Raw genomic sequence first — 20,385 nt, forward strand, 5'->3', positions numbered from 1 at the left:
ACTTTAAATGTTGGGTTTCGTTCCTCAACCCAACCTACGTTCTACGTTATACCGCTTTTAGATTCCATGACAAATAAATTTGCAGCAAGCTGGTCATTTCTCTGTCAAAAAGCTGAAGCGGTAGAAACAAATGTCTACGACCATCAAAACAGTCCACCTATTCATGTTTCATCAAGGGAATGATGGTTTTTGCAGGCAAACGACCGAATCACTTGGGTGTGCGCGACGCTAAATTAGCACCATGCCCCAAGACTCCCAACTGTGTTTGCAGCCAAAGTTCGGATGCAGTTCACAAAATTGAACCCCTTACCTATACCTCTACTCCGGAACAGGCTTTCACCGATCTCAAACGCCTGATACGATCGCTACCTAGAACCAAAATAGTTACTGAAACTGAGGATTATTTGTATGCTGAGTTTACTATTCCCGTATTCAGATTTGTGGATGATGTGGAGTTGTATTTAGATCGCGATGCCAATGTTATCCAAGTTCGCTCATCGTCGCGATTGGGTCAAAGCGATCTGGGTGTCAATCGCAGGCGAATAGAAACGATTAGAACTAAGTTCAATCAAATACAAAAAACTGCATTAAGTGAGATAACGCATTAGTATTGATTCCAGTTGAACGATACTGATAGGTTTGCTCAGACAGTCGTTAGCACCGACTTGTTTTATCCGTTCGCGATCGCTTGCCATAACCAATGGTATCATCACAACCACAGGTAAATCTTGTAAATCGCTTTGTTGCCGCAGTTGTCTGAGCAAATCCCAGCCTGTGACAGCTCCCAATAACTCCACATCTAACAAAATTAAGTCTGGCTGTTGGTCTCGCACTTGCTCTAAAAAGCCGTTTCCGTGAATCACTCGCTCGACTTGGTAACCTATTGTTTGAAGATAATCTTGCAACAAGATAGCAGTGTGTTCGTCATGTTCTACAAGTAAAATACGTTTGCTTGAGGTCATAGGGGAGGCGGCGGGGAGGAGGAGAGACGAAGAGGAGATAGTCTGGCTATCCCCACTGTCTGCTTGGTGTTCACACGGCAGAAATAAGGTAAAACAACTTCCTTCTCCCAAAGTTGATTCCACAGTGACATCTCCACCATGCAATTGGGCTAACTTGAGTGTCAAAGCTAAACCCAAACCCGTACCTTCGTACTGCCGATTGAGCCGACTATCAAGTTGTTTAAAAGGTTCAAACAAAAATTGAAATTGGCTTTTGTCAATTCCGATACCAGTGTCTTTGACAGCAAATGTAATTCCTTGGGGTAATTTTTTGACTTCTAGCGATACCTTTCCTGCTGGAGTAAATTTGATAGCATTTGTGAGTAGATTGAGTAAAATCTGCTTTATCCGACGATCGTCGGCATAACATATATCTGCTTCTTTGTCAATTTCTACAGTCAGTTGCAGCCCCTTTTCAGTTGCGCGATCGCGTACTGTCGATATGACATAATTACATAATTCTTCTACATACACGGGTGATAAGAAAAGCTCTTCTTTACCCGCTTCTACCTTAGACAGGTCAAGAATATCGTTAATGAGTGCCAGAAGGTGTTCGCCGCTGTTGTAAATACAATTGATATACTCTTTCTGTTTGTCATTAAGAGAACCAACTATTTCTTGTTGTAGCAGTTGGGACAACCCCATAATTGCATTCAAAGGCGTCCGTAATTCATGGCTCATGGTTGCCAAAAATTCACTTTTTGCTTTACTACCAGCCTCAGCTGCCTCTTTGCTTTCATGCAGTTTCAACTCTGTTTCTTTGCGTTTAGTAATGTCCTGTATGGTCACCAGGTAAAACTGAGGTTCACCATTTGTGTCTGGAATGAGAGAAATACTTAAGTGCCCCCACACAGGCTGACCGTCTCTATGCAGAAAACACTTTTCCATATCCAAACGTTTCTTGTCTCCTGAGAGTAATTCTTGGTAAATCTCTAGATCGCCGGGATGATTGAAAATGTAATCTGTAAAATTCTTACCGTATAGTTCTTGTTGGCTGTATCCCAGCATTTGACATAACACAGGATTGGCTTCCACAATCCTGCCGTACATCTCAACAAGTCCAATGCCCATAGAAGCATTTTCAACAATCGCCCGGAACCATGCTTCACTTTGACGCACATTTGAGTACAGGGTATGTCGCTCACTTGCTTCTACTGCTAAGGCAACAAAATCTGCGATTGAGCCGACAAAGTTCTCTTCTTCCAATGTCCACTGACGAATGCTACCAGTATGTTCGTGGCAAACAACTCCTATCAAGCGACCCTCTAACCAAATTGATGCATTTAGGAGAGATGCAATACTTAGCACGGAAAGATAAGATTCAGATAATTCTTGGGTTCGCCTATCTCGTATAGCATCATCAACTGCTAGGGTGCGTTGCTCTTCTAAAACTTGGAAATAAGTAGGATAGTTCGCTTTTAAAAGTGATGTACCTCTTGCGTGTCGCTTTGTTTTAGTATCATATAAATCTACGCATTCAATTTTTGAGAAGTCTTTACTGTATAACCATACACCAACACGTTCCACTTCTAAAGCTTGGGCAGCCGCTTCTGTAATTTCCTCAAATGCTAGGTTGAGATTCCCTTGCTGAAAAGTTTGACTGCGAGCAAGTTTTACAAGGGTTTTGCTTTGCCCGATCAACCAATCTTCCCTTGTTCGCCAAGCCTTTTCTGCTTGCTTTTGTGCTGTAATATCTCTGATAGCGAGCGCTTGTATTTGCTTTCCTTGATAAGAAATGATTTTACCTTGCAGTTCAACAGGAATTGTGAAACCGTCTTTCCTAACTACAACTCCTTCATATGGTTTTTTACAGCCCAAAAGAGTATTTTCTTTAATTAACTTCAGGGATTCTGGAGTAAACAGTGCAAAACTACTCATGCCAACCAGTTCCCAAGCTTCATAACCAGTCATGTTGATGAGAGTACTGTTGGCATCTAATATGATGCTGCCATCATGTAATATAATTCCTTCACAAGCTGCTTCAGACAAGTATCGAAACCTAGCTTCGTCTGATAAGGCAGACCTAAAGGGTTGTGTAGGTTGGTTTTCTCCCTGCTGTTGGTTCGTGTCCTGCATGGAAAGCTCGGTTACTTGATTTTGATACACTGCTTTCTGAGTTCGCTTGTTTTCTAAAGGTTGACACTGCTGTTGTTCGCCTACACATAGTGTGATTTCCTGCAATCGTTGAGGTGGAAGCTCTGTTTTCATCAAAAAGTTTTCTATGCCCATGCTTACCGCTTATTGTCGTGCCGCCTTATCCTCCAAGTCACCCACTACTACAATGGCTAGATTTAGAACTAGCACGTGTACATGAGAGACGAATGATAAACCCTTAGCATTCCTTAGGAATAGATCCAATATAACGATATCTATAAGTTTGAGATTGTACTTTATCAAGTAAACGTAAAGCTATAAGTAAGTAGGTAGAATCTTCTTAAAAAGCTTTGTATCATTCACCTATAGAAAGATACTGAAGTGGCAAACTTCTGCGACAATTATAAGGATATGTCAGTTATTGCAGAGGTGAAGCAATGACGGATGATGGCGTCAGAATTGTCTCCTTAATTCCAGGAGGCACGGAAATTTTAGCAGTGCTGGGCTTGACTGATGCAATTGTGGGGAGATCGCACGAATGTGATTTTCCCCCAGAAATCAACAATCGCCCAGCTTGCACGCAAGCGCGTATAAACACGAATGACCCTAGCAGTGAAATTAATGATAAGATCAACAGTTTGTTGCAATCGGCTCTAAGTATTTATCAAATTAAAACAGATATCTTGGAAAAATTACAGCCGACTCATATTGTTACCCAAGACCAGTGTGATGTCTGTGCTGTTAGTATAAAAGATGTACAAGAAGCAGTTGCGTCTCTCACCCAGATCTCACCTCAAATTATCTCCTTGCAACCAAATGTTCTCCAAGATGTTTGGGCAGATATTGATAGAGTGAGCAAGGTTTTTGGCATAGACTCCCGACCCATACTAGAAAATTTGGAAGCTCGGGTAAAAATTGTAGAGCAAAAAACAAAAGGTTTATCCCAAACAGAACACCTGCCAACGGTTGCTTGTATTGAGTGGACTGACCCTTTGATGTTTGCTGCCAATTGGATTCCTGAATTGGTGACTCTCGCAGGAGGACAATCTCTGTTTGGCGTTGCAGGTCAATCTTCTACTTCTTTGAGTTGGGAAACTTTTATTTCCAACAATCCAGATATCGTTGTTTTTATGCCCTGCGGCTTTGATTTAAATCGAACCCGCCAAGAAGCTCAATTGCTGTGTCAGAATCCAGAGTGGCAGCAATTGCACGCTGTTCAAACTGGCAGAGTCTACATTACTGACGGTAATTCCTACTTCAATCGTCCGGGCCCGCGACTGGTAGATTCATTGGAAATTTTGGCAGAAATTTTGCATCCAGAAATTTTCCAATACGGTTATAAAGGCAAGGGTTGGGAAGTACTATAAGGAAAAAGGTAAAAAGGTAAAAAATCTTTTACCTTTTAACTTGTTCGGGCAATTCAATCAGCGTTCTTAGGTTTCCTGGCAAAGCTGCCTCACTCACAGTAACAGTGTGTTTTTTTCCGCCATCTTCTCCCGCACCCACAACCTCTCGCCGTCCGCGAAATTGAGATGAAAGATTTAATGGGACGTAGTGGGAACGTCAAAACATTAGATCGGCACAGATTAGTAGCTAATGCAGTGCCTCCTTTACTAGCAGAGGTTATGGGAAAAAGTATTGTCAGTCAATTTTTTAAAGAGGACCGATTGTGTTGGGTTTCGTTTCTCAAACGCCACTTGCTTCAATGGGGGAACCCCCACAACGCAGTGGCTCCCCAACCTACGCTTAACTTATTTGTTCATCCTTCATACTTTATATATTAAGCCCATTGACGGAAAAAACTACTATCTTGCCAAACAGAAGCAGTTCGTTGCTCAATGATTGATAAATCCTCTTTTGAAAGCGGCTGAAAAGCTTGAGCGACTCTCACATTTTGCTCTAGCAAATTTACATCTTCTGCTGCAATAATGCAACAGTGAACGCCGGGTTGGGAGAGAGCATATCCCATCGCTTGATGCATTCCCTCCAGAACACCGGGTTTAAACAGCTTCCCATAGGCGGGGACTTTCATGGCAATGATACCAGTGTTTTTCTTTTGTGACAGTGGCAACACGCCTGTAATGAAGGGATTTGGGGTGTGTTTGTCAGCAGCATTGATGGGGATGAGTGCGGTGTCAAATGGATAGCGGCGCAACCCTTCGGCTATGATTTCAGGATTGTTGTGCCCTGTGATACCAATAAACCGTATGATTTTTTGCGCTTTCGCTTCTTGTGCAACTCTAATTGCACCGTGTTTGGAATTTAAAATGGCATCTAGATTCCAATCGAAGGAAACAGAGTGAAACTGCCACAGGTCAAGATAATCGGTTTTTAAACGTTTGAGAGATTGCTCTAATTCTCGCCATGCGCGATCGCGATCTCTGGCATTGCTTTTACTGGCTAAAAATATATCTTGCCGATGGGATGATAGCACTTTACCCAAGCGTTCTTCACTCGGTCCGTAATTGGAAGCCGTATCAAAGTAACGAATACCCAGTTCAAACGCCCGTTCAATAATGGCTGTGGAGTTAGCTTCCTCTTCCTCTTGTGGGCGGGAGAGGGGTGAGGCAGATCCTCCCAAACCAAGGATTGGCAATGTTACACCCGTGCGTCCCAGCATTCTTTGTGGCATTTTCGCTAACGGTGTGCTCAATGCTGGGGTAGATGCATCCTGCGATAGCTTCGCTCCTGCCCTCTGGGCAGATCGCAAATCTACTGTAGAACTAAAATTTTCCGATGATTCTACTGTGGGATTTGTGAGTTTTTGACAAGCCGAAGTTCCCACAATTCCTCCAGCAACAGCTACGCTAGTTTTCAAAAAATTGCGTCTTGTTGTTTTGTTGCTTGTCATGGTGTTCGCCCAGTAGACATCTCCTACTATTTTCCATGTCACCTGTCAAGAAAGAAATCTACCTTCAGCACTTTTTTTAATGCAAATCTCCATCCCAAACAGCAATATAAATTTGGTCTTCTCTATTGCGTTCTATGACCCCTTCTAACTTACCAACATTAAAGGAATATCTACTGCTTTGGCGTTCGTAGACTTGTTGCAGCCCTTGCTTGATATCACCAGAGGCATTGCCCCCCAACATACCTTGCAGTGTACTCCGCATGACTTCAGGCTCAACAGATTGAGCAAAAGAAACTTCTGTTTGACGCAGAACTCCAGTTTTGCGGTCAAATAAATAACCAAGATCGATACGGTTTGGTTCTAACTCGTAGAGATAAGCATGAGTCTTCCACAAACCATTGGAACGCCTGCGGGGTTTTCCTAATGCTGCTTGAACTGTTTCTTTAGAAGTGCCAACAGGAAATGCAGGGACACTGGGATTGCTAGTATTAGCAGTTGCTACTTTTGGATTTTCCTCCTCGGCTTTTGGCGTGGAAGCTTCTGAGTTTTCGTTGGCTGGGGGAGTTTCCGGTTGTTCCTGTTGTTGTGGCGCAGAAGCATCTGGGGATTCGGAATCATCTGCGTCTTCAGAGGGTTCTGAGGCTGGTTGAGATGTTGATGGTTCTTCCTGTTCTTGAGGGGCAGAGACAACAGGATCGGAAGGAGGTGCGGGAGTTTCTACTGGCTGTTCTATTGGTGGGTTATTCAGAATTGGATTGGGTGCAGCTGGGGCTGGGACTGGAGGTGGTACAAAAACTCTGGGCACGCGCCTTGGCGAATTGGCTTCGTTTGAAGGCGTGACAGCTGTTGGTGATGAAGTTGGATTTGCTATGTTGGCTTCTGCAGGTGGTGCAGGTACAGGTGATGTAGCAACGGGAATTTCAGGTTCCGGTTGGCGGCTTATGCTGCCTATTGCAACCGCACCAATCAAGCTACCTACAAGCAAACTGCCTGCAATCCATGCTCTTTTTTGCCAGTCGCTGGAAGAAGGAGAAATAACCGGAGTTCTTTCATTGGGAGAATGGAGTTTGGTATTTTGCAAAGAACCAATACCGTTGGGAGACAGGGGTATTGTGGCTTGAGGGGCTGATGTTGGTGGAAGGGTTGGTGCAGAAGTCGCAGATTGCAGAGCATATAGCATTTTACTAGCAGTTGTGTAGCGATCGCTAGCATGGGGCTTTATTGCCTGGTTGATAACCGTCATTAATTCGGGGGATACACCAGGGGCGTATTTATGCCAAATAATTTCGCCAGTTTGGGGATGAGTTTCTAGTTCGTGGGGGTGTTTCCCTGTCAGTAAGTAGATTGCTGTTATCCCCAAACTATATATGTCAGTTGCATAAACCGGGCGTCCAATAGCTTGCTCGCTCGACATATACCCTGGTGTGCCAATCACAATTGACTGCGTTAAATTCCCCGAAGTACTAGCTACTGAACGGACTGTTTCCTTAACCGCACCAAAATCAATCAGAACGGGCTTGCCATTGGAAGAGCGGATAATAATGTTATCTGGTTTTATATCCCGGTGGATAATGCCTTTACTGTGGACATAATCCAAGACTGACAGCAAACTTAATAAAATTTTCCTGACTTCCGTGTCGCTCAGCAACCCCTTAGCGCTGACAAAACTGGTCAATGTTTCACCTTGAATCCATTCTTGAACGAGGTAAAACTGTCCTTGTTCGGAAAAATAAGCATATAGCTTGGGAATTTGCTCGCTTCCTTCACCTAAATACTCCAGGGTTGCCGCTTCTCGTTCAAACCGCTGTTGAATCATTTGGTAAATTTTTGGGTCCTTGGTGACCGGTTTGAGTTGTTTGATGACACACCGACGGCGAGAAGGCATATGGATATCTTCCGCCAAAAAGGTTTCACCAAATCCACCAGATCCCAGGACCTGGATAACTTGATAGCGATTGTTCAGCACCTTTGTTGTCATAGTTTAGCCTTAAGCCCTCACCCAACTCAGACTAGGATAACGCGCTCTTTCAAATGTATCTTAGTCCTTGGTCATTAGTCCTTTGTCCTTTGTCATTAGTCCTTTGTCCTTGGTCCTTGGTCATTGGTGCTTTGTCCTTAATCCTTTGTCCTTTGTCCTTAATCCTTTGTCCTTGGTCATTGGTGCTTTGTCCTTAGTCCTCGGTCAAAGACAAATGACGAATGACTAATGACAAATAACGAATGACTAATCACGAATGACGAATGACAAATGACAAATGACAAATGACGAATGACAAATGACAACGATGACGAGAGTTGACATGGAAATTACAAAAAAAAATAGCTGTTCAGCTAAACAATCAATTGAAAGAAATCATTGAGAGCGTGTCGGTTAAATTAAACCTTGCGCTGTTGGATTAATGTGATTTAATCCTGACACAAACCGCCTGCTTGGCGTGAACAATCCCTATACCTGTGGGCAAAGCCCGAACCAAAGGGAAAAGTAGGGGCAGCAGGGGTGTGAATTTCCAGTTATTTCAATCTTTAACTTATCTCAGGCATAATTGGCGACTACAGTTTTCAAAATCCCCCTCAAGGTCAATACATTAATACCCTATTGCCATTTCTAGTGGCTATGCCAAAATTAAATCAAATTTAAGAACTTCCGTAAGCCCAGTCTCGATCGCGTACAGTCCTTGCCAACATAGCAGAAGGCATCGAGATCGCGACCGAGCCTGTGCCTGTGCCTTGCACATAGCTTGCTACAAAGGTGCCATAGGAGGTTTAGCCTAATCTAGGGAACTGCCAACATATAAGGGCAAACGCAATGGATAAAGTGGGGTATATCAAATGTCTCGAGAAAAAGCTATCTCACCTCACTTTAGCAGAGGGAGAAGTAACCGAGCATCGGCATCACATTATAGAGAAGTGGAACTGTAGGAGAAACACGGCACATAGAAGTCGGTATTATAGTACTGCAGTACTATAATACCGAACGCTGCATTTCTGTTCCTCAAAAGCATAGGGTACTTAATACTCAACGGGGGTATGAAACTGTAAGAAAATATTAGTAGTTAGTAGGAAAGACAGTATATTAAGATTTTTTATCTAGTTATGTTGATTCTTACTACTGAAATAGCGAATACTGTCAATGTATTGGCTGAATGAAAAGCAATCTTCATAAGTATTCATACTTATTAAGTAGAAAGAAAAAATATCAAAGTAACAGTAGCGATCGGTGGAGTTGAAAGGTTTATTTTTGGTTGATTTGATGAATGGTCATTTTCATAGCTTTCGCAAGAGAGAAATCTTGAGTTACCCCTGAAGCCAATTTTGATGGGGATACGTGCGGAATGTCGGTAGAGACAGAGTTTAAGACAGATCCTCTGAAGAAAGTTTCAGTTCATCTAGATTCTATTAGTATAGAAAGTATATCTAGTATAGTTCGCTTACATAATTTTAGTTGTAATGAGTCATTTCCCCCTTTTAAAAGAAAATAGTAAAAATTGATACTTCTCAGAAATCAAGACAGAATGGCAAGCTTAGTCTCTCTTAATAAAAAGTTGTGTTACGATAAATTTGGAGAAGTGAATTCGGCGAAAGAAACCTTGTTTTTATCAATAACTGCAAGCAAATCTCCGGATGAACATCTCTTGTGTCATTGGATTCTGGAGAGTTTCATGTCAATTTACGTAGGTAACCTATCCTACAGCGTTACACAAGAAGACCTTAGCAAAGTATTTTCCGAGTATGGTACTGTGACCCGAGTTCAGCTACCCACCGATCGAGAGACAGGTCGCGTGCGGGGCTTTGGATTCGTAGAAATGGAATCAGAAGCAGCAGAAGAAGCTGCTATCCAATCTCTGGATGGTGCAGAGTGGATGGGTCGTGTAATCAAAGTCAACAAAGCAAAACCACGGGAGGAGAAAAACGGTCGCTCTAGCTCTGGTGGTTGGGGCAAGAGCAGTGTCGGTGGATATTCCAGACGCTCTTATTAACGCTAGAAGTTATTGATAAAATCAAGCTTCAGAGTTATTGCCAAGAAGCACTGACAGTTTTAAAAAATGCAGCACATTGTAGCGATGGCTGTTAAATAAGTAGCTGAATAGAGATTTTTGTTTGCGGGCAGTTCAGCTAACCCCGCAGGAGCCTCACGTCTTACCCGATAGGGGAGGGTGAGAGGAATGCGGGTCAAAGGAGGGGGTTCGATGCCCCCTTCTTTGACATTTTCTTGGCTAATGTTCGTAGAGAATCCAGAAAAAGTATCTGCCAGACCTCAAAAAAGACCTTGTAATATTAAGTCCGGTTAAATTAGTTATGATTAAACAATAATCGCAAAAACCGGAAAACCCTCTCCCCATCTCCCCATCTGCCTTAATGATAAGTCTTTACCCGGACATGATATGACGGTGCAATGTTCGGGTGAGGAGTTGGACTTTAAGTGAGTTCCTGCAAACACCTTACAGGAAGTCTGCAAGTGCGTAGACAAAACATTTGAACGATTTATTGCGGGTGACAGCAATGGCAAGCGAAGCGGTAGACCACGGTTCAAATCCGAGTCCCGTTATGGCTCATTTGTAATTGAGGGTGCTGGACTAGAACTGCATTCCTGTTCGATTGGTGCTACACCTACCCGCTAGGGAGGTGTAGGAGCGTCACAAAGTATCTGAATCTGCTTATTCTTATGCAAAGGATAGATAAAAGTAAATGATTTTTGGTAAGAAGGAATATACACTCAAATGACCGATTTGTATTCTGTAAGTAGAATTACAATCTATAAACTTAAACATAATTTAACGTAATAGTAGCAGTGGCTTAACACAACAAGAATAATGCAACATCAGCAAAAGACAATAGAATGAACAAAGTTGGACCATTATGTCTAATAACCAAAACCAACATAGCTCATGGATTTTGCTAGTCTTGCATCCCAGTTAAATGCTGGAACAATATTGCCAGAGGGAATTGTCATCCTTACCCTCTTGGGGGTTTTGATTGTTGACTTGATTGTAGGGCGGACATCCGCACGGTGGATAGGATATCTGGCGTGTGCGGGTTTGCTAACTTCTACCCTCGCCCTGTATTTCCAGTGGGATAACACAAATCCCATTTCGTTTATTGGTGCCTTTAATGGCGATGACCTCAGTATCGTCTTTCGCGGTATTATCGCTCTATCTGCTGCCGTAACGATATTGATGTCAATTCGCTATGTCGAACAAAGTGGCACCGCTTTAGCAGAATTCATAGCGATTTTGCTAACCGCTACCCTGGGAGGAATGTTTTTGTCAGGGGCTAGTGAGTTGGTGATGATTTTCATCTCTCTGGAAACCCTGAGTATTTCCTCTTATTTGCTCACAGGTTACACAAAGCGAGACCCCCGTTCCAATGAAGCAGCACTAAAATACCTGTTGATTGGCGCTTCAAGCACAGCGGTGTTTTTGTATGGGGTTTCGCTGCTGTACGGTTTATCAGGTGGGCAAACCCAATTGAGTGCGATCGCCGATGGAATTGCCATATCTGGTTTTGGCCAATCTCTGGGCTTAGTCATTGCCCTAGTATTTGTGATTGCGGGTGTTGGCTTCAAAATTTCGGCTGCGCCCTTCCACCAGTGGACACCAGATGTTTATGAAGGTGCGCCTACTCCTGTGATTGCTTTTTTATCGGTTGGTTCTAAAGCTGCTGGGTTTGCCCTAGCTATCCGCTTGCTGACAACCGCCTTCCCCTTAGTAACAGAAGAGTGGAAATTTGTTTTCACCGCTCTTGCTGTTTTGAGTATGGTGTTGGGTAACGTAGTCGCCCTCGCTCAAACCAGCATGAAACGGATGTTGGCTTATTCTTCCATTGCTCAAGCCGGGTTTGTCATGATTGGCTTGGTTGCCGGTACAGAGGCAGGATATGCCAGTATGGTCTTCTACCTGTTGGTTTACCTGTTTATGAACCTATGCGGTTTCACCTGCGTAATTCTATTCTCTCTAAGGACGGGAACCGACCAAATCGTGGAATACTCTGGTTTGTATCAGAAAGATCCACTGCTGACCTTAGGATTAAGTATTTCCCTACTTTCATTGGGTGGTATTCCACCATTAGCTGGATTCTTCGGGAAAATTTACTTGTTCTGGGCAGGTTGGCAAGGTGGACAGTACGGGTTAGTCTTGCTTGGATTAATTACTACTGTCGTCTCCATCTACTACTACATCCGCGTCGTTAGGATGATGGTTGTTAAAGAACCTCATGAGATGTCTGACGCAGTCAAGAATTATCCAGAAGTGCGTTGGAATCTTCCCGGCTACAGACCCATACAGGTAGGATTAATTGTGACCTTAGTTGCTACTTCCGTAATTGGAATTTTATCAAATCCCATCTTCACATTGGCTAACAATTCGGTTGCTAATACCCCCATTTTGCAATCAATTACACATCCAACTGTGAAAGCGGAAATTATGCCTACCTTGGGAGAGGAAAATTCCATCAGTCTCAACCCGTAATTAGGTTTACCCTTAAGTGCTCTAGATCCCTGACTCTTTCGAGAAGTCGGGGATTTAGCATCCGGTTCCCAGCTAGAGGCTGGGAAAGAGATTATTTACGAAAAGGTAAATAGATTTTAATAGATTTTTCAGCCTTAGAAAATTAGTATTTCCTGACAATTCAATAAATCTACTTAATTAGAAGTAATTAAAATAACTCATAAATTCAATAATCCTCTGAGTTAAAGTCTATTTTTATACTAGTTAACAAAAAGCTTACTTACTTGTCCACAATGAATAAGCTATGTCTTCACACTTTTTTTTTATTTTCTTTATATAACCTGGAAAAAATACGTTTTTCTATTGATTATTTACCAAATTTGTAAACAGATAAATTTACGGATGTAATTTTTTTTTTTAAACTTAATAATTAGACACAATAAAGTTTTTGAAGCAATAGTAATCATCTGAAATCCTACAAAATGCAGGAGTAATTTTCAATTCAAATCCTGTATAGCGTGTTGTAGTTCAGCCATTATTGCAGAAAAAGTAAAGATGGAAAAAGTTGAGGAAAGCACTGTTAAAATAAGCGATCGTATTGATGCAAAGGCATGGTTTTGCTCTAGCTTCTTCCAGAAAGTTTATTGAATTTGCAAGTATCGACTTAAAAGAAGAATAGCTTTTCGTTTTGGGCATTAATTCCTTAGAAAAGTTTACTCCTTGTCCATCTTCATTAGGATATGCCTAAAACCAAAATTTCATGTTACTTGCAGCAGTAAATTGCTTTGTAAGAACGCGATTGGCCAAGATCTCTAGGAAATTAGCTGCCACTAGCAGTTGTTGTTTAAGCCCACTGACCTGAGGTTGGGTCAAATTGTCCTGTATTTCTGTCACTGAGAAAAGTTTTATGAATCAATTCACTTTCCCTAAATTATACTGTCCATTTCCATCTCAAATTAATAAATATGTTGATGTGCTGGGCGATTATTCTTTAGAATGGGTGTTGCGCTTCAATTTACTTGCAAATGAATCTACCTATCGTCGTTTTGCTAAGTCAAAATTCTTTTTACTAGCTGCACGTGCTTATCCAAACTGCGAATTAGAAGAATTAAAGATTGGAAATGATTGGTTAAGTTGGGTATTTATTTGGGACGACAAATGCGATTTGTCAGAGTTAAAAAAACAACCTGAAGCATTGAAGGTTTATCGCCAAAGATTTTTGGAAATCTTACATGGAGCAGAACTTACAAACAGTGACATACCTCTGACTCGTGCCTTATACGACTTGCGGCAGAGAACGGTTCAAAAAGGAAGCGCTCGATGGTTTCGTCACTTTCTCCTTTGCTTTGAAGAATACTTTCAAGGATGCGTTGAAGAAGCAAAAGTCCGCGCACAAAACATCGTGCCTGACATTGACACTCATATGAAGATCCGTAGAGCAAGTTTAGGAGGGCATCTTTTCTTCACAGTGAGTGAATTTTGTAATGACTTCATACTTAGTGATTTTTTGCGAAATCACTATTTTGTAGACAAGCTTAAGCTAATGACAATTAACGTTATTGCTTGGTGTAATGATATCTTTTCAGCATCTAGAGAAATGTTAAGCGGAGATGTACATAACATAGTTTTAGTACTGCATTATCAACAACAGCTTTCTTTAGAAGAATCCGTCGAGCGTGCTGTTATCATGCACGATAAAGAGATAGAAGCTCTCATAAGCTTGGAAGAGTCTATGCCAGTTTTTGGAAACGAACTAGATACCGAATTGGCACAATATATATCCATAATGCATGCTTGGACACGTGGCAATCTGGATTGGTATTCTCATACAGAGCGCTATCAAAGTGTAGAAATGTTGGAACCAGTTAAATACTAAGAGACGTAAAATGACAGCAACTATTAGCCAACAATCTCTACCGTTACCCCCTGGGAACTTGGGTCTACCTTTAATTGGTGAAACGTTTAACTTCCTGTACGATCCACATTATGTCGAAAAGCGGCAGAAGCAATACGGATCTATTTTCAAAACCAGTTTATTTGGATATCCTACAGTGATGGCGATCGGAGCAGAAGCAAATCGTCATTTGTTTGCCAATGAAAAGTCCCATCTTTCTGTTGGATGGCCAGAAAGTCTGAAGGTATTGCTAGGGAAGAAGTCTTTAGTTATCCAAACAGGTAACGAGCACCAAAATCGACGCAAGATATTCAATAAAGCCTTTCAACCAAAAATCCTGGAACAATCCGTTTCCGCAATAGAAGGCATCAGCCATAGTTATTTAGACAAATGGGAACGCATGGGTACATTCAGCTGGTTCCCAGAACTGAGCAAATATTCTCTTGATGTCGCTTGCAAGGTTCTTGTAGATGTGGATACTTCTGATGATAGCCATTTCAGCAAGTACTTTGAGGAGTGGGGAGACGGGCTATTTTCCATACCAATACGTTTACCTTGGACTAAGTTTGGTCGAGCATTACACAGTCGCAAGCAACTACTGCTACGCATTGAGGAAATTGTACGAAAACGCCAGCAGCAATCACATACAAATCAAGATCTTTTAGGGCTACTGTTGCAAGTACAAGACGAAGATGGGAATAAGTTAAGTTTGGAAGAAGTGAAAGACCAAATTCTAACGTTTCTATTTGGGGGTCACGATACAATAGGATCTGCGCTGACAGCAATGTGTATGTTGTTAGCACAGTCTCCGGAAGTTTTGGCAACTGCCCGTGCAGAACAGCAACAGATGGGGTTGGAGAAACCGCTAACACTGGAACACCTAAAGCAGATGAACTATCTGGAGCAAGTCGTTAAGGAAGTTTTGCGAGTCACTCCGTCTGCTACTTTTGGTTTCCGCAAAGTCATCAAGGAATTTGAATTCAATGGTTATCGTATTCCCCAAAATTGGATTGCTGTTTACGTGATTAGAAGAACTCATCAAGACAGTTCTATCTATACACAACCCGAACTTTTTGACCCACAGCGTTTTGCGCCAGAGAGGGCTGAGGATAAAGCGAAACCATTTGGTTATGTACCTTTTGGTGGTGGAATGCGAGAATGTCCTGGCAAAGAGTTTGGCAAATTGGTAATAAAACTGTTGACAGCAATGCTGCTACGCGAGTATGAGTGGGAACTGGAAGCAGAACAAAATTTAAATCCAGTCCTATTTCCCACACCATATCCTCGTGATGGTCTTAGGGTTAACTTTCGCCGTCTTGCCTCGTAGCCAGTCAAGTCGCTTCTCAAAAATCGTAATTACCCCATAACTAAAGGTAGATAGTAGGGTGGGCAGTGCCCACCAACACCAAATCATGAGCTAGATAGTAGGGCAGCGCCCACCGATTTCATCTAGATTATGAGTATTATTAGCTACATGACTGTCTGAGCGGAATTTGGACTACAAACTCTGTTCCCTCGCCAAGAACAGAACTGTAGGTTAAACTACCCTTGTGTTTATCCACAACAATCTGATAGCTAATTGATAATCCCAACCCAGTACCGCTACCGACTGACTTAGTAGTAAAAAATGGGTCGAAGACTTTCTGACGTACATTCTCAGATATCCCATGACCATTGTCAGCAATCCGAATCAAGACCCGATCGCTGTTTGCTAGTTCAGTCCCAATGCGAATTGTTGGTTTGTAGCCATCGCACAAACGTCTACCCTCAATTTCGCTGCGATCGTGTAAAGCATCAATCGCATTGGCAATAATATTCCTAAAGACCTGATTGAGTTGACCGGGGTAGCATTCAACTAAAGGAAGTTGACTGTATTCTTTGGTAAGTTCTATCTCAGAACGATAAGCCCTTGGCTTAACGGCTTCAGCCGTATCGTGCAGGTTCCTTTTTACCTTCAATCGATGGTGCAGAATCATCAAAGTGTTATCGATGCCCTCATGAATATCGACAAGTTTCATTTCTGCTTCATTCAAACGAGAGAAGTTGCGTAAACCCAAAACAATATTCCGAATACGCGAAGTTCCCACCTTCATAGAATCTAAAAGCTTGGGCAAATCTTCTTCTATAAAATCTAAATCAATTTCAACAGCTTTTTCCCGAGCAAGAGTGGAGGAATCTGAAAATTCTTGCCGATATATAGCAATTAAATTTAATAAGGAATTCACATAATTTGTAGCGTGAGTAACGCCTACTTTAATCTGAAGCGGATCGTGAGTAACATTCCACCCATCCTTAGCAAGAGCGGTCTTAACAACTTGATGAAAACGATCCTTAGCCACAACAGACGATTCGATCTAGAGGTGCAATTCAAACCTATCACACCAAGCTGTCATAGCGATCTGCCCTCCGGGCAGGAGCGAAGCTATCGCATGGGAGTTTGAACCTCCAGGCGGGTAAAGCAACGAGTGTAAGCCGTGAGGAACGCCATTTCATACCAATGTGTTCTCAGAAGAGAAATCTCCATAATTAATTCGTCTTAACATTGTTTTTCAAGCCTATGTTTTTTCAAAATTCTTGAGCAATAGCTTTTAACTCTGAATTTCCAGGATTTGATTCATATGCAGCGTGAACTAGGTGTGAAAGCCATCCTTGAGATTCGGCTGTTTGTATTAATTTAAAGATAATTGTATTGAGATTACTCTCTTGAGTGATTTCGTTTAAGTTTTTACCTAGCTCGTAATATAACAATTGCTCAAGCGATGACGGTTTGGGAAAAGCACTGCTGAGAGCAGAGTGTAATTTTTTGCGCTGTTGCGGAGTCGCTTTTTGATTTTGGAATGACTTATCTCTATCCTGAGAGAGTTCCTGTTGTAATTGTACAGATTTGTGATTAAGTTCCTGTTCCGAACCCAGTTGTTGCAAATTGACATCATCAATTAGCCTGCGAACATCAACCATTTGATAGCTCTTCTCGCACTCAATCCGATACCGATTAGCTTTCAAGCGCTTGTGCAAGTTGTCTAAAGGGTAGGAATGAGGTTGTTGACTTCCTTTACATTCCACGCAGTTGCAAGGAACAAGAGTACGGTATTGCAAACGTTCAAAAGATTGATGAATTTTGTCGAATTCATGATTAATAACTGCCAACAATTCTTTCTTGCGGTTTCCTGTAACACGGATTTTTATTTCTCTGTGATTGTAGCGTTCAATGATTTCGGCACGTGTTTGGTCTTTATTGAGAATAACACCACTTCTCCAAACAAGTTTTTGTTCTTCAATCCAAGGGTGTGTCTCCACAATGAAGCGTGTGAGAATTCCCTTGGGCATGAACTCGTATTCGTAGCGTAAAATTAGATTGTTTGTATCGTCCCAGGGGTAATTGGGTTGGTTGATATTGAGTAATTGCGGTGCAATATAGTTGCCAGGACGATTGGGAATTGGGTAGCAAAGCTTAAAGCGCATCATAAGATGGAGCAGTTCATCTCGCATATCGGCATATTCAGAGGCGTTCCAAATATGTTTGAGATCTTCCCGTGTAAAACAACCCAAATTTTTCCTGACTGTTTCATTATCTAACACTTTGTAGACAGCAGTTGTACCCCATTCTGGTTTTAAAATGACATAGTGTTTTAATGTAGGATCGTCTTGAAAGTGAAGGAATACGCCCAGGTCGTGTAGATATCGGCTAAGTCGCAGCATATCTTCACGGTCAGTTAACTGATTAAATCGGCAAAGTTGACAGTACTCTTCAAAACTAATGTAGTTGCGAGAATAATTTTCTAAAGCAGAACGAACTCTTACCCAAAGTTTAGGCAAAGGTGTACCAACATGAGGCAGTCTGCTAATGTATTGCTCAATAGCATCTTTTATTTCTGTTAAACCGCGATTAGTCTCTAAGTTAGTTGCTAAAACTTCTTTGAGATTGGTAAATTCTCCTCGCAGAGAGCGCTCGTTAACTTCACACTGACAGTCTTGTTTTTCATTTTTAATAATCAGAACCGGGCTATTGTCGCTTAAGAGTTCAACAATCTTCAACCACCAGTAAAAGTTAGTGTCTTCTTTGCGAGTATCCGCAACTAAGGCATAGAGAGAACGTTCGGTGAGAAAAAACTGGTGGGTTTGGTGGTAAATTTCCTGACCGCCAAAATCCCAGATATTAACGCGAAAATCTCGATCGTTATGTGTAAAGCGCCACTGAATTACGTCAATGCCTTGAGTTGATTTTTCATTGGATTGGAGTTGATAGGTTTCAGCTTCAATTTTTTTAGCTAGGGAGGTTTTACCTGCACCCCCTTCACCAACAATCAAGAATTTTGCTTCATAAAGGGGTTCGGTTTCGTTTGGATCTTGCACCCGGAAATAAAAATCGAGAATTTCATTGACATCACCGGGATATTTCGGGCTTTCCTTTGAACCCAAAATCTCAGGGGGGATCGGGACTGGGTTCCCACGCAGCTCAAGTGTTTCCAGGTTTGGCAGTTGTCGAATTTCGAGTGGCAGCCCACGTAGTTGATTACTCCAAAGGTATAGCGATCGCAAGTTGGTGAGTTGGAAGATTTCTGCTGGCAGCTCACTGAGTTGATTAGAACTCAGGTCAAGCAAGCGCAAATTGGTGAGGCGTCCGAATTCTGATGGCAGCCTACTAAGTTGATTAAAACTCAGGTCAAGGGATTGCAAGTTGGTGAGTTGGACGATTTCTGCTGGCAGAACCCTCAGTTGATTACTCCAAAGGTATAGCGATCGCAAGTTGGTGAGTTGGAAGATTTCTGCTGGCAGCTCACTCAGTTGATTATCATTGAGGTCAAGGGATTGCAAGTTGGTGAGTTGGAAGATTTCTGCTGGTAGCTCACTCAGTTGATTAGAGCTAAGGTCTAGCAATTGCAAGTTGGTGAGTTGGAAGATTTCTGCTGGTAGAGCCCTCAGTTGATTACTCCAAAGGTACAGCGAGCGCAAGTTGGTAAGTTGAACGATTTCTGCTGGCAGTTCACTCAGTTGATTAATTTTGAGGTCAAGGGATTGCAAGTTGTTGAGTTGGACAATTTCTGCTGGCAGCTCGCTCAGTTGATTATCACCGAGGGATAACGATTGCAAGTTGGTGAGTTGGAAGATTTCTGCTGGTAGCTCACTCAGTTGATTGGAACTGAGGTTAAGGGATTGCAAGTTGGTGAGTTGGAAGATTTCTGCTGGTAGCTCGCTCAGTTGATTGGAACTGAGATCGAGGGATTGCAAGTTGGTGAGTTGGAAGATTTCTGCTGGTAGCTCACTCAGTTGATTAGAACTGAGATCGAGAGATTGCAAGTTGGTGAGTTGGACGATTTCTGGTGGCAGTTCACCCAGTTGATTAGAACTGAGGTTAAGGGATTGCAAGTTGGTGAGTTGGACAATTTCTGGTGGCAGCTCGCTCAGTTGATTATCACCGAGGGATAACGATTGCAAGTTGGTGAGTTGGAAGATTTCTGGTGGCAGCTTGCTCAGTTGATTATCACCAAGGTATAACGATTGCAAGTTGGTGAGTTGGACGATTTCTGCTGGCAACTCGCTCAGTTGATTACTTTCGAGGTTGAGCGATCGCAAGTTGGTAAGGAGTCCAATTTCCGGTGGCAGAGTTTTGAGGCGATTCCCAACTATCTCAAGTTCTTCAAGTTGATGAAGCTGTCCAATTTCTTTAGGTAAAGCACTCAGGTTGTTCCCGATAGTACCGACGATACTACCCTCTTTGTTATACCAGTATTTCCCAAGAATCAGTTTTTGGAGTTCAGACAGTTTGCCTATCTCAGATGGTAAAAACGACAATCCTTTGCCACTGAGGTCAAGTTCTGTTGCGCCTTCTGTTGCTGCTTGTTCTATTACCTCTAGTAGTTCTGCCTCGGTCATAAACGCGCTCTCTACTCATTTCGCTGTTTTGGGTTTTTGGCGGTACCTCTAAGATGGATGGAGATCGCTCGATTATTTAAAATAACCGAACCCGAACGCCTGACAATTCTCCTTCATATCTCTCCTTTCTTGTCAATATAGCAATCCTAAATGATTTATAAATATTCTCTGTTTTCTCATCCTCCGCGTCCTTGGCGTCTACGCGCTAGCACGCACGCTTCGCTATGG

Annotated in this window: 12 protein-coding genes; 7 read left to right on the top strand and 5 right to left on the bottom strand. The window is 42.2% G+C overall.

Annotation, left to right across the window (positions count from 1 at the left end):
* Together ACYRY3_RS11395 and ACYRY3_RS11400 are read left to right on the top strand one after the other, a co-directional pair.
* Window positions 1-183 (top strand): hypothetical protein (locus ACYRY3_RS11395; protein ID WP_460201790.1); only part of this gene is annotated, 183 nt, incomplete at its 5' end.
* A complete protein-coding gene (locus ACYRY3_RS11400; RefSeq protein WP_460201843.1) occupies window positions 183-608 on the top strand; it encodes a DUF1499 domain-containing protein in 426 nt (141 codons plus the stop codon). The genes ACYRY3_RS11395 and ACYRY3_RS11400, both read left to right, overlap by 1 nt.
* Here the strand turns inward: ACYRY3_RS11400 and ACYRY3_RS11405 are convergent.
* Complete coding sequence (locus tag ACYRY3_RS11405) at window positions 588-3,209, bottom strand: PAS domain S-box protein (protein ID WP_460201791.1); 2,622 nt, start codon at window positions 3,207-3,209, stop codon at window positions 588-590. The genes ACYRY3_RS11400 and ACYRY3_RS11405 overlap by 21 nt on opposite strands.
* Before the next feature lie 323 nt (window positions 3,210-3,532).
* On the opposite strand from ACYRY3_RS11405, the gene ACYRY3_RS11410 reads away from it, so the two are divergent.
* Complete coding sequence (locus tag ACYRY3_RS11410) at window positions 3,533-4,462, top strand: cobalamin-binding protein (protein ID WP_460201792.1); 930 nt, start codon at window positions 3,533-3,535, stop codon at window positions 4,460-4,462.
* A gap of 413 nt (window positions 4,463-4,875) precedes the next feature.
* Here the strand turns inward: ACYRY3_RS11410 and ACYRY3_RS11415 are convergent, their stop codons facing one another.
* Both ACYRY3_RS11415 and ACYRY3_RS11420 read right to left on the bottom strand, forming a co-directional pair.
* Window positions 4,876-5,946, bottom strand: a complete 1,071-nt coding sequence (locus tag ACYRY3_RS11415; RefSeq protein WP_460201793.1) for an aldo/keto reductase — start codon at window positions 5,944-5,946, stop codon at window positions 4,876-4,878.
* A gap of 76 nt (window positions 5,947-6,022) precedes the next feature.
* On the bottom strand, window positions 6,023-7,924 hold the full coding sequence (locus ACYRY3_RS11420; RefSeq protein ID WP_460201794.1) for a protein kinase domain-containing protein: 1,902 nt from the start codon (window positions 7,922-7,924) through the stop codon (window positions 6,023-6,025).
* Window positions 7,925-9,605: 1,681 nt separating this feature from the next.
* Here ACYRY3_RS11420 and ACYRY3_RS11425 point away from each other — a divergent pair.
* The 4 genes from ACYRY3_RS11425 (at window position 9,606) to ACYRY3_RS11440 (ending at window position 15,610) form a co-directional block, all read left to right on the top strand.
* On the top strand, window positions 9,606-9,923 hold the full coding sequence (locus ACYRY3_RS11425) for an RNA recognition motif domain-containing protein (RefSeq protein WP_460201795.1): 318 nt from the start codon (window positions 9,606-9,608) through the stop codon (window positions 9,921-9,923).
* Window positions 9,924-10,832: 909 nt separating this feature from the next.
* On the top strand, window positions 10,833-12,410 hold the full coding sequence (locus tag ACYRY3_RS11430) for an NAD(P)H-quinone oxidoreductase subunit N (protein ID WP_460201796.1): 1,578 nt from the start codon (window positions 10,833-10,835) through the stop codon (window positions 12,408-12,410).
* A gap of 886 nt (window positions 12,411-13,296) precedes the next feature.
* A complete protein-coding gene (locus tag ACYRY3_RS11435; protein WP_460201797.1) occupies window positions 13,297-14,265 on the top strand; it encodes a terpene synthase family protein in 969 nt (322 codons plus the stop codon).
* A 10-nt stretch (window positions 14,266-14,275) separates the two neighbouring features.
* Window positions 14,276-15,610 (top strand): cytochrome P450, encoded by a 1,335-nt coding sequence (locus ACYRY3_RS11440; protein WP_460201798.1) that lies wholly within the window; start codon window positions 14,276-14,278, stop codon window positions 15,608-15,610.
* A 139-nt stretch (window positions 15,611-15,749) separates the two neighbouring features.
* Here the strand turns inward: ACYRY3_RS11440 and ACYRY3_RS11445 are convergent, their stop codons facing one another.
* Window positions 15,750-16,622, bottom strand: a complete 873-nt coding sequence (locus ACYRY3_RS11445) for a sensor histidine kinase (RefSeq protein ID WP_460201800.1) — start codon at window positions 16,620-16,622, stop codon at window positions 15,750-15,752.
* Between the two features lie 226 nt (window positions 16,623-16,848).
* On the bottom strand, window positions 16,849-20,157 hold the full coding sequence (locus ACYRY3_RS11450) for a leucine-rich repeat domain-containing protein (protein ID WP_460201801.1): 3,309 nt from the start codon (window positions 20,155-20,157) through the stop codon (window positions 16,849-16,851).
* Window positions 20,158-20,385: the final 228 nt, after the last annotated feature.

Source organism: Scytonema sp. NUACC21, assembly GCF_054684315.1.